The organism is Solirubrobacter soli DSM 22325, from assembly GCF_000423665.1.
GTDB classification, from domain to species: Bacteria; Actinomycetota; Thermoleophilia; order Solirubrobacterales; family Solirubrobacteraceae; genus Solirubrobacter; species Solirubrobacter soli.
Genome location: NZ_KE384071.1, coordinates 293393 through 303625, shown reverse-complemented (window position 1 = coordinate 303625; position 10233 = coordinate 293393). Strand labels below are relative to the sequence as shown.

At 71.1% G+C, this 10233-nt stretch carries 9 protein-coding genes; 8 read left to right on the top strand and 1 reads right to left on the bottom strand.

Going from position 1 to position 10233, the window contains the following annotated elements; genetic code table 11:
- Window positions 1-73: 73 nt before the first annotated feature.
- Genes G569_RS63330 through G569_RS0137165 form a run of 7 tightly spaced genes read left to right on the top strand, consistent with a single transcriptional unit; the run spans window position 74 to window position 7261 of the window.
- Window positions 74-2296 carry an LVIVD repeat-containing protein gene (locus G569_RS63330; protein WP_157592572.1) on the top strand — a complete coding sequence of 741 codons (2223 nt, stop codon included), beginning with the start codon at window positions 74-76 and terminating at the stop codon, window positions 2294-2296.
- Window positions 2297-2302: 6 nt separating this feature from the next.
- The gene (locus G569_RS0137190; RefSeq protein ID WP_028067162.1) at window positions 2303-3490 is read left to right on the top strand and encodes an ABC transporter substrate-binding protein; all 1188 of its coding nucleotides are present in this window, start codon (window positions 2303-2305) and stop codon (window positions 3488-3490) included.
- Window position 3491: 1 nt separating this feature from the next.
- A complete protein-coding gene (locus G569_RS0137185; protein ID WP_028067161.1) occupies window positions 3492-4196 on the top strand; it encodes a hypothetical protein in 705 nt (234 codons plus the stop codon).
- On the top strand, window positions 4193-5722 hold the full coding sequence (locus tag G569_RS0137180) for a copper resistance protein CopC (protein WP_028067160.1): 1530 nt from the start codon (window positions 4193-4195) through the stop codon (window positions 5720-5722). Before G569_RS0137185 ends, G569_RS0137180 begins: the two co-directional genes overlap by 4 nt.
- Window positions 5719-6279 carry a DUF1775 domain-containing protein gene (locus G569_RS64225; protein ID WP_053227578.1) on the top strand — a complete coding sequence of 187 codons (561 nt, stop codon included), beginning with the start codon at window positions 5719-5721 and terminating at the stop codon, window positions 6277-6279. Before G569_RS0137180 ends, G569_RS64225 begins: the two co-directional genes overlap by 4 nt.
- Before the next feature lie 5 nt (window positions 6280-6284).
- On the top strand, window positions 6285-6794 hold the full coding sequence (locus tag G569_RS0137170) for an RNA polymerase sigma factor (protein WP_028067159.1): 510 nt from the start codon (window positions 6285-6287) through the stop codon (window positions 6792-6794).
- Window positions 6791-7261 carry a hypothetical protein gene (locus tag G569_RS0137165; protein WP_028067158.1) on the top strand — a complete coding sequence of 157 codons (471 nt, stop codon included), beginning with the start codon at window positions 6791-6793 and terminating at the stop codon, window positions 7259-7261. The genes G569_RS0137170 and G569_RS0137165 overlap by 4 nt, the downstream gene beginning before the upstream one ends.
- 439 nt (window positions 7262-7700) lie before the next feature.
- On the opposite strand, the gene G569_RS0137160 is transcribed toward G569_RS0137165, so the two are convergent.
- Window positions 7701-8000 carry a hypothetical protein gene (locus G569_RS0137160; protein ID WP_028067157.1) on the bottom strand — a complete coding sequence of 100 codons (300 nt, stop codon included), beginning with the start codon at window positions 7998-8000 and terminating at the stop codon, window positions 7701-7703.
- 218 nt (window positions 8001-8218) lie between these two features.
- Between G569_RS0137160 and G569_RS59885 the strand changes: the two genes are divergently transcribed.
- Window positions 8219-10216 (top strand): amidase, encoded by a 1998-nt coding sequence (locus tag G569_RS59885; RefSeq protein WP_053227577.1) that lies wholly within the window; start codon window positions 8219-8221, stop codon window positions 10214-10216.
- The last annotated feature ends 17 nt before the right edge of the window (window positions 10217-10233 follow it).

Here is a 10233-nt window from a genome sequence, read left to right as displayed (position 1 = left end):
TTGACAGTCTCGCCTTCTTGAGCTCCGCCTTCGCGGGGCTCGTGCATTTGGGTCTGGCGTCAGGAGGGAGTGCATGCGAGTGAGGGCTCGCGCGGCTTTGGTGATCGCCACCGCCGCGATTTTGGGGTCAGGGACGGCCTATGCCGCGGAGCTTCCGCGCGGACCCGTTACCGCGGCCACCGTCGCCTCGGCGCAGGCGGAGGCCACGGCCGCCGCTGCGGCGTCCACCGAGGCCGACCGCGTCAAGGCCTTGTCCGCCACGGCGCTCGACGCCGCGAAGGCCGCCGCCGCGGCCGCCGCTGCCGCCGCCGCCGCGAACCCGACGCCGGAGAACACCGCGGCCGCCGCCGCGGCCTCCGCCGCCCAGGCGACCGCCCAGCAGGACTTCGACACGAAGTCCGCCGCCGCCGCCACGGCCGCGGCCAACTCGATCGCCGCCGCCGCCAACGCCCAGCGTGAGGCCGCGTCGTTCGCCAAGCTCAACCCGGGCACCAGCACGGAGTCGACCGACACGCTGGCCGACGACACGTCGATGCCCGCCGTCGACAAGAGCTCCAACGTCGACTACCTGTCGCACGTCACCGGCAAGCTGTCCTACAAGCCGGGCGAGCCGTACAACTCCGGCGCGAGCTGCCCGGCCTACAACCCGAGCAAGTGCCCCGGGTTCTCCGCCCTGAACTTCATCCGCTACGAGAACCTCGGCTACGACTTCATGGTCGCCAACGGCACCGCCGGGCTGAGCGTGTGGTCGCTGAAGGACCCGGCGCGCCCGGTGTTCGTCTCCCAGGTCCCGATCTCCGCGCTGCAGGCCAAGCAGCCGTCCACCGACGGCAACATGACCCAGTTCTGGGAGGGCGAGAACATGACGGTCGACAGCCGTCGCAAGATCGCCTTCATGTCGCGCGACGCGCTGACCCGCGGGTTCTTCGCGATCGACCTCAAAGACCCGTGGCACCCGTCGGTCATCGGCTTCCAGAAGGTCTTCCAGGGTCACACGATGACCTGCCTGAACGACTGCCGCTTCCTGTGGTCGGTCGGTGGCGTGCAGAACGGGCCCAGCCCGGCCAAGGCCTCCGCGGTCTCGGTCACCGACGTGCGTGACGTGGAGCATCCGTTCACGTACTCCTCGCCGATCGCTTCGGACGTCAGCCGCAACGGCGCGCGGGGCAGCACGCACTCGGTCGACGTCGATTTCGACGGCGTGGCCTGGGTGTCCGGTTCCGCCGGCGTCCGCGGCTACTGGACCGAGGGCCTGCACAAGGACCCGAAGACGGGTACGGACCGCTACGCCACGCCGTACGACCCGCTCCCCTACGCCGGCGGCCAGATCACCGGCAACGAGGGCTCCTTCCTGCACAACGCGTACCACGTCCCGCAGGCGCTCGGCGATCAGGCCGCGGGCGACGTGATGCTGATCACCAACGAGAACAACCTGCAGAACTGCGCGACCGCGGGCAAGTTCCTCATCTCCTCCCTGAAGGGGACCCGCGACGCCACCGACACGTTCGGGACGACGCCGCCCAAGATGGAGCGGCTGGCCTCCTACTCGACGCTCGGCAAGCCCGGCGAGTTCATCGATCCGTCCGGGACGCGCGCCATCGGCGACTGCTCGGCGCACTGGTTCACGGTCAACGGCAACATCGTCGCGCTCGGCAACTACGAGCAGGGCACGCGCTTCGTGGACGTCACCGACCCGCGCAACCCGCAGCAGGTCGGCTACTTCCGCGTTCCCGCGCAGGGCACGCGCGGCACGCCGGGCGAGGTCGTCTCGTCCAACACGGCCGGCGCCTACTGGCACGGCAAGTACGTGTACATCTCGGACTACGCCCGCGGCATCGACGTGATCAAGTTCCACGGCGGGGCGGGCAAGACGCAGCCCAAGACGTGCTGGAACTCGTGCGCGGACTACCAGACGATGCAGGTCTCCGAGGACACCGGCGGCTCCGCCGGCGGCACCGTCGGAGCGACGCTCTCGCTGGCGCTGGGCTCCAACGCCACGTTCGGCGCGTTCACGCCGGGCGTCGCCAAGGACTACACCGCGTCGACGACGGCCAACGTCATCTCCACCGCGGGTGACGCCTCGCTGACGTCCTCGACCCCCGGCAACCTGATGAACGGCACGTTCGCGCTGCCGTCCCCGCTGGAGGTCTCGTTCTCGAAGTCGACCTGGACCGCTCCGACGTCGAATGAGTCGGTCACGATCAACTTCAAGCAGCACATCAGCGCCGGGGACGCGCTCCGCACGGGCACGTACTCCAAGACGCTGACGTTCACGCTGTCCACGACCAACCCGTAGGAGTTCGTGAGGAAGTTCAAGGCATACAAGGGCGCCGGCGTTGCCGGCGCCCTTGCCGTTCTCGCGCTCGCGGGATGCGGTGGTTCGGAGGAGAAGAAGGAACCGGCCTCCAAGCCGGTCCCGGCCAACGGCGGGTTCCAGCCCGGCCAGGTCTCGTTCGGCGTCCTCGCGCCGCTGACCGGCTCTGAGGCCACGCGCGGCAAGGACCTGGTCGACGGCGCCAAGATGGCGATGACCGACCTCAACGTCCGTGGCGGCGTGCTCGGCCAGAAGGTCGCGATCGCCACCTATGACGACAAGTGCCAGGCCGGCGCGGGTCGGACGGGCGCGGAGGCGGTGAAGACCAGCGAGGCCGTGGGCGCGGTCGGCGGCATCTGTGCGAGCGCGGCTCGCTCGGCCGCGCGCGAGCTCGGTCCGGTCAAGCCGTTCCTGGTCACGTCGGCGAACACGCCGTCGATCGTCTCGGCGAAGAAGACCCCGAATGCGTACCTGATCAACGGCACGCCGTACCAGTCGGCCCTGGCGGCCGTGCACTGGCTGGCGTACTCGCACGCCCAGAAGCTGTCCGTGGTGACCGCGACCGATCGCGCGTCGCGCTATCTCGGCGAGCAGGTGCTCGGCCTCTCGGCGCCGGTGCCGAAGCCGGTCTCACAGCAGGCCGTCGACGCGATCGACGAGACCGTGGTCAAGTCCGCGCTGGCGGGCGATCCCGACACGGTCTACTGGGCCGGGCCGCCCGCCGACGGCGGCAAGCTGTTGGCGGCGCTGACCGACGCCGGCTTCCATGGAGGGTTCGTCGCGTCGGAGGCATCGGAGTCGCCTGAATTCCTCGCGGCGGCGGGCGACGCGGCCGAGGGCGCGTTCGTGATCGCTCCCGCGACGCCGCAGAACCTGCCCGAGGCGGCTGAGTGGTCGGAGCGTTTCAAGCAGAAGTTCGGCCATGAGCCGGGGCTCGACGCGCTGCAGGCCTACAACGGCGTCCTGGCGCTGGCGCACGCGGTCACGCAGAGCGGCAAGGTCGACCGCGAGCGCAACAGCCAGGAGCTCGAAGTGCTCGACGACGACTACAAGACCTTCCTCGACAAGGGCCTCTCCTTCGCGTCCGACCACACGATCAAGTACGACAACAACATCGTGCTCAAGGTCGACGGCGGCCAGTTCACGGTCGAGAACCTCCTACGGTCCGACGCCTGAGATGCGGCGGTCGGCTGTCCTGGTCGTGCTGTTGGCCGCGCTCGCCGGGTGCGGCGGGTCCGGCAAGGCCGCCTACACGAGCAAGGACGTGTCGAGCGCCTATTACAAGACGTCCGACGAGGGCACGCGCGCCTCGGCGTTCAAGAGTTACTGGGTCGACGAGGACTTCCACTCGCACGCCAACTACGTCCCGCGCGAGTCGCTGGAGACCTGCCCGCTGATGCAGCGCGCCAGCGCGGCGACGGCCGCCGCGAACGCGATCACGCCCACCGCGGGCGACCCCGTGCCGGAGTTCGTGGTCGGCCCGGCGTCCGCCGACGACCAGCGCACTCCCGAGATCACGCAGGGCGCGCTCGTCTTCGGCACGACCTCGATCGCCGACGAGGGGATGGACGCGGTCGGCAACGCGATGGCCAAGTGCCCGGCGCAGTACGAGGTGCGGGGCGGGCCCTCGACGATCCTCGGCACCTACAGCGTGTCCGCGCGGCCGGTCGAGTCCGGCGGCTGGACGGGCGTCATCCAGCAGATCGCGCACACGTCGGATTTCGACCAGGTCTACTACGAGGACGCCGCCCACGTCGTCGTCCAGCGGGCGAACGTCATCCTCTACCTCGACGTGACCCACCACAAAATCATCGGCGAGCGCTCCGACGCCTCGGCCACGGCTGAATCGGTCCTGCGCACGGTGGTCAAGCGGCTCGGATGAAGGTGGTGGCGCGCGGCCTGCTGGCCGCGCTGGTGTGGATGGCGGTCCTGCCCGCCGTGGCCGGCGCGCACGCGACGATCGTGCGCGTCACGCCCGCGGACCGCTCGGTCGTGGGCAAGCAGCCGAGCGAGGTCACGATCCGCTGGAGCGAGCCGGTCGACCTCGGCCCGAACTCGGTGCGGCTGCTCGACGCGACCGGCAAGACGATCGACACGCCCAAGGCCGCCCACCGCGACCGCCAGACCGCGGTGCTCAAGCTCCCGCCGGGCCTGAAGGACGGCACGTACGTGGTCGCCTGGCGGGTCACGTCGGCGGACTCGCATCCGGTCTCCGGCGCGTTCTCGTTCTCGATCGGGCAGCCGTCAGCGCTCGTGACGGCGCGTGCGCCGGGCGCGTCCAGCGGGGTCGTCAAGGCGGCCGACGGCATCGCGCGGGCGCTGTCGTTCATCGGCTTCGCGCTGGCGGTCGGCGGCGCGGTCGTGGTGCTGTTCCTGGCCGGGTCCGTGAGCCCGCGCGGGCGGCTGTTCCTCGCGGTCTCGGTGGGCGCGCTGATGTTGGGCTCGGTCTCGCTGCTGCTCCTGCAGGGTCCGTACACGACCGGTGGCGGCCTGTTCGATGCGTTCAAGCCGTCGCTGCTGCGGTTCTCGTTGTCGACCGACTTCGGGTTGGCGCTGCTGGCGCGGATCGTGTTGGCGCTGGTCTTCACGTGGCTCGTCGCGCGCCCGCAGGTCAACCGGGTCGCGTTCGGCGCGTGCGCCGTCGCGCTGGCGCTGACGTGGACGCTCACCGACCACTCGCGCACGGGCGTGCAGACGTGGCTCGGCGTGCCGGCGGCGACGGTCCACCTGCTCGCGATGGCGCTCTGGTTCGGCGGCCTCGCCGCGCTGATCGCCGTCCCGCCGGTCCGTGAGGCGCTGCCGCGGTTCTCGCAGCTCGCGCTCGGGTGCTTCGTCGCGCTCGGCGTCACCGGCGTGTATCTGGCGTGGCGCCAGGCGGGCGAGCTCGCCGCGCTGCCCGGGACCGAGTTCGGCCGGCTGCTGCTGATCAAGAGCGGCGTCGTGCTCGCGATCGTCGCGCTCGCGTGGTTCTCGCGCCGCGCGGTCCCGCGGCTGGCACGGACCGTCTTCGCCGAGGTCGCGCTCGGCGTCGTCGTGCTGGGCGTGACCGCCGGGCTCGTGAACGCCACGCCGGCGCGGGTGAAGTACTCCAAGCCGATCGCTGTCAAGGTCAAGGGCGTGCAGGGCGGAACCGCCGAGGTCAAGGTCACACCGGCCAAGCAGGGCCAGAACGTCGCCGACTTCTACCTCGTGCAGCCCGACGGCATGCTCTACATCCCGCCCGAGTTCGAGGTCCGGCTGCGCAAGGGCGAGGAGAACCTGCCGGTCGAGCTCACCAACGCCGAGCCCGGCCACTACGTCGCGACCGCGCTCACGGTGCCGTCGCCGGGGGACTGGACGCTGCGGCTGATCGTCCGCACGAGCGACATCGACGAGAAGACCATCGACGTCCCGGTGAAGATCCGTTGAGGCTCCTGCTCGCGCTGCTCGTCCTGCTCGTGGCCCCGGCGCCGGCGCTCGCGCACGTCACGGTCCTCCCCGAGACCTCGCGGCCGGGGCAGACGGGCGAGTTCCGCTTCCGCACCCCGAATGAGCGCGAGGACGCCGCGACGGTCAAGGTCGAGGTCTTCATCCCCGACGGCGTGCCGGTCGAGGCCGAGCCGATGAAGGGCTGGACGATCACGCGGATCCCGGGCGGCATCCAGTGGGCGGCGGACGAGGGCGTCTCCATCCAGCCGGGCCGCACCGAGGACTTCAAGGTCAAGCTCGGTCCGCTCCCGAAGCAGCCGCGGCTCGTCTTCAAGGCGCTGCAGTACTACGCCGACGGGCAGGTCGTGCGCTGGATCCAGGAGCCGACGGCCGACGCCGAGCGCCCCGCCGCGGTGCTCGACCTCGGCGGCGGCACCGTGAGCGGGAGCGGGGCCGACGACGGCGGTGGGTTCCCGTGGCCGCTGATCGTCGTGGTCGTGATCGCCGTCGGCGGCGTGATCGCGGTTGTAACGCTGCGGCGCCGCCGCAACATCTAACCCGCGTGCAACGAAGTGACGCTGCCCTGCTCGCCGCGGCCCGGACGGATCCGGCCGCGTTCCGCGAGCTGTACGACCGCTACGCCGACCGCATCCTGGCCTACCACCAGCGGCGCTGTCGCGACGAGGACGCCGCGCACGAGCTGACCGCCGAGACGTTCGCGCAGGTGTGGCTGGTGCGCAAGCGGTTCCGCGACGAGTGCGACGGCTCGGCCGCCCCCTGGCTGTTCGGGATCGCCCGCAACGTCCTGCTGGTCTCCGTCCGCCGCCGGGCATTGGAGGCCCGCGCGCGCGAGCGCCTCGGCGTGCAGGTCACGCCGGTGAGCGTCTCGCCGCAGGAGGCGTGGCTGGAGAACCTCGACGACGACGACGTTCCCGAGGCGGTCAGGCTGCGCGTGGTGGACGAGCTCAGTTACGACGAGATCGCCTCGACCCTCGGCACCACACCGGGCGCGGCGCGCGTCCGCGTCCACCGCGGCCTCGCCGCCCTGCGCAAGCAAAGGACCTCTCGATGACCGACCGTCTGATCGCCATCGGCGACGACCTCGAGCGCGCCGCCCGCAAGGACCTGCGCCGCCACACCAGCCGGCGCCGCCGCGTCATCGGCGGCGCGGTCGCGCTCGCCATCCTCGTCCCCGGCGGCGCGCTCGCCGCCGGCCTGCTCTCCACCGAGGAGGTCGAGCGCTCGATGCCCGCCGGCACGAAGTTCCTCGTCGGCACCACGCCCAAGTGCGAGGTGGTCGAGGAGGGCGTCGAGTACCACTGCACGGTCGCCGGCAAGTTCAACGACCCCGAGATCTCCGACATGAAGGGGACCGTCGAGCCGACCGTCGACGCGACCAAGCACGTCAACGGGGGCTGCCGCTCGCTGCGCTCCGACGGCCGCGAATGGACGTGCTACATCGGCCAGGAGGCCGTGCGCCAGAAGATCGTCGGCCCCGACTTCCTCGGCGAGTACGCGCCCGCGCCCGGCGTGGGCTGATCTCCACACCCGCCGGTCGAGATCGCCTCGACCGGTGGGCACTATCGGAGCCGCGCCGCGATCGGTTGGATGGGCGCGTCATGTCTCGATTCCTCGTCCAGGCGGTCGCGCTGGCGACCGGCATGGCCCTCGTCGCCGCGGGCCAGAGCAGTGCGTTCAACTACGTGTCCGACGCCAACGGGACGTTCTGGGGCTTCCAGGACGTCGCGCCGCCGCGGGTGGATACGGGCTCGATCCGCGCCACGCAGATCGGTGCCGGGCAGAACCCCGCCTACAGCACGACGATCAACGGGTACGGCGGGATCAAGGTCTCCGTATCCACGAATCCGCGCTTCAACGGCGAGCTGATGCGCGGGTTCGGGCTGACGTTCGACGGGGTGGACCGGTTCGCGACGACCGCGGCGGTGCCGCTCGGCGGGGTCGAGATCGCCCGCAGCGTCTACGTCAAGAAGGACGTTCCCGCGGGGCAGGCGAGCTGGTCGCGGTGGCTGGACACGTTCCGCAACACCACCGGCGCGCCGATCACGGTCAAGGTCGCGTTCGGCGGGCAGACGGGGTACAGCGCCTCCGGCGCGAACTCGAGCGCGATGGTCAACACGTCCTCCGGCGACGTCGCGGTGACCGGCGCCGACAGCTGGGCCGAGGTCGCCACGCCGCTGAACGGCACGACGCTCGTGGGCGGGCCGCAGGCGACCGTGATCGGCACGCCGGCGCCGTTCGGCGGCGCGATGACGTTCACCGGCAACTGGCTCTACGACACGTTCAACAACCCACTCGCCTATGGCGGGCACGAGGGCAACTTCCAGGCGTACGTCAACACGTTCACGCTCGCGCCGGGCGCGGTGAAGTCGCTGCTGCACTACGTCGTGCTCGGCCAGCGGGTCACGACGGCGACCTCCGCGGCTGAAGGTCGAAGCGACGGCGACGGCGCTCGCGGCGACGCCGGACCTGGCCGGCGTGACGCCCGCCGAGGCGTGCACCGTCGACAACTTCTCCGGCCTGCCGTGCACGGCCGGGACGATCCCGCGGATCGCCGCGCCCGCGCCGGTCAAGCCCGAGACGACGTCCGGCTACGACGTGGTCGAGAAGACGATCGGGCAGATGCGCGCCGACATGGAGTCGGGGCTGACGACGTCGCAGGCGATCACCCGCGCGTACCTGGACCGCATCAAGGTCTACGACCAGGGCCAGTTCGGCTTCAACGCCTACGAGATCGTCGCCGCCGACGCCATGGAGCAGGCGCGCAAGGCCGACGAAGCGCGCGCGGCGGGCTCCAAGACGCCGGTCCTGGGCATCCCGATCGCGATCAAGAACCTCTACGACACCAAGGACATGGCGACGACGAACGGCTCGTTGACGTTCGCGGGCTTCCGGCCGCGCAACGACGCGTTCCAGGTCGCCAAGCTGCGCGAGGCGGGCGCGGTGATCATCGGCAAGGCCGCCTTGGAGGAGTACGCGACCTCCGGCAACTACTCCAACGACCCGTGGGGTCAGGTGTGGAACGCGTTCGCGCCGTCGAAGTCGGCGATCGCGTCGTCCGGCGGTTCGGCCACGGCGGTCGCGGCGAACCTCGCGGCGGGCGCGCTCGGCTCGCAGACCGGCGACTCGCTCTACGGTCCCGCCTCGGGCGCCTCGCTGGTGACGCTGCGCGGCACCGACGGGCTCGAGAGTGGCTCGGGGATCATGCCGCTGTCGTGGCTGACCGACTTCGGCGGCGTGATGACACGCTCGGTCGGCGACCTCGCCGACATGCTCAATGTCGTCACGGGCACCGACCCCGCCGATCCCACGACGGCTCCGGCGGACGCGGAGCGGCCGGCGGACTGGCGGACGGTGCTCGACGTCAACGCGCTGCGCGGGAAGCGGATCGGCTACATCCCCTCTACGTGGGATGACCCGTTCGGCACCACGGGGACGGTCCAGGCGTCCAAGGCGGCGCTCAAGTATCTGACCGACGCGGGCGCGACGATCGTCGAGATGGGTTCGACCGTGGGCGGGGCGAACACGCCGAGCGCGCCGGCGAACAACCCGTCCGGCAACACCACCCAGGAGGGCTGGATGCAGTACATCGACGCGCATCCCGAGCTGGCCGAGCAGGGCTTCGCCATCCGCAACGCCGTCGATGTGAGCTGCTCGCAGAAGAAGGTCTGGTACGTGCGGCAGGACATCAGCGCCTGCGACGTGGCACCCGCGGCGCGGATGACGGCCGACGAGCTCGCCGCGCGGCGGGCCTATCGCGTCGCGTACAAGGCGAACACGAAGACCTGGCTCGACACCGCGGGCGCGGACCACCAGGGCGTCGACGCCGTCGTCTACCCGGGCCTGCTGAGCGACATCAGCCTCAACGACGGCGGTGGCGGCAAGTCGAGCTTCGGCCGCCGCGACACGCCGGGCGCCGGCCCGGGCGTCCCGACCGTGGTCTTCCCCGCGGGCCGCAACGACCACGGCCAGCCGATCAACCTGCAGCTGCTCGGTCGCGCGTGGGACGACGACAAGCTCGTCGGGATGGCCTACGCGTTCGAGCGCCTCGCGAACGCCGACGGCAACGGCCACCAGGCGACCGACCAGGCGCCGCCGCTGAAGGTCGTCACCGAGGCGGGCTCGACGGTCGGCGGCTCGGTCCCGGCCACGCTCGCGCTGACGCTGGGCGCGCCGGCGAGCTTCGGCGCCTTCGCGCCGGGCGTGACGAAGGACTACACGGCGTCGACGACCGCGACCGTGACCAGCACGGCCGGGGACGCCGCGCTCACGACGGACGGCGGCACGCTGACCAACGGCGCGTTCGCGCTCAAGACGCCGGTGGCGGTGAGCTTCAGCAAGGCGGCGTGGTCGGGGCCGACCAGCAACGAGAGCGTCGCGGTCGACTTCAAGCAGCACATCGACGCGGGCGACGCGCTGCGGACCGGGACGTACTCGAAGACGTTGACGTTCACGCTGTCAACAACGTCTCCGTAGCCTTGGGGAGGGCGGTA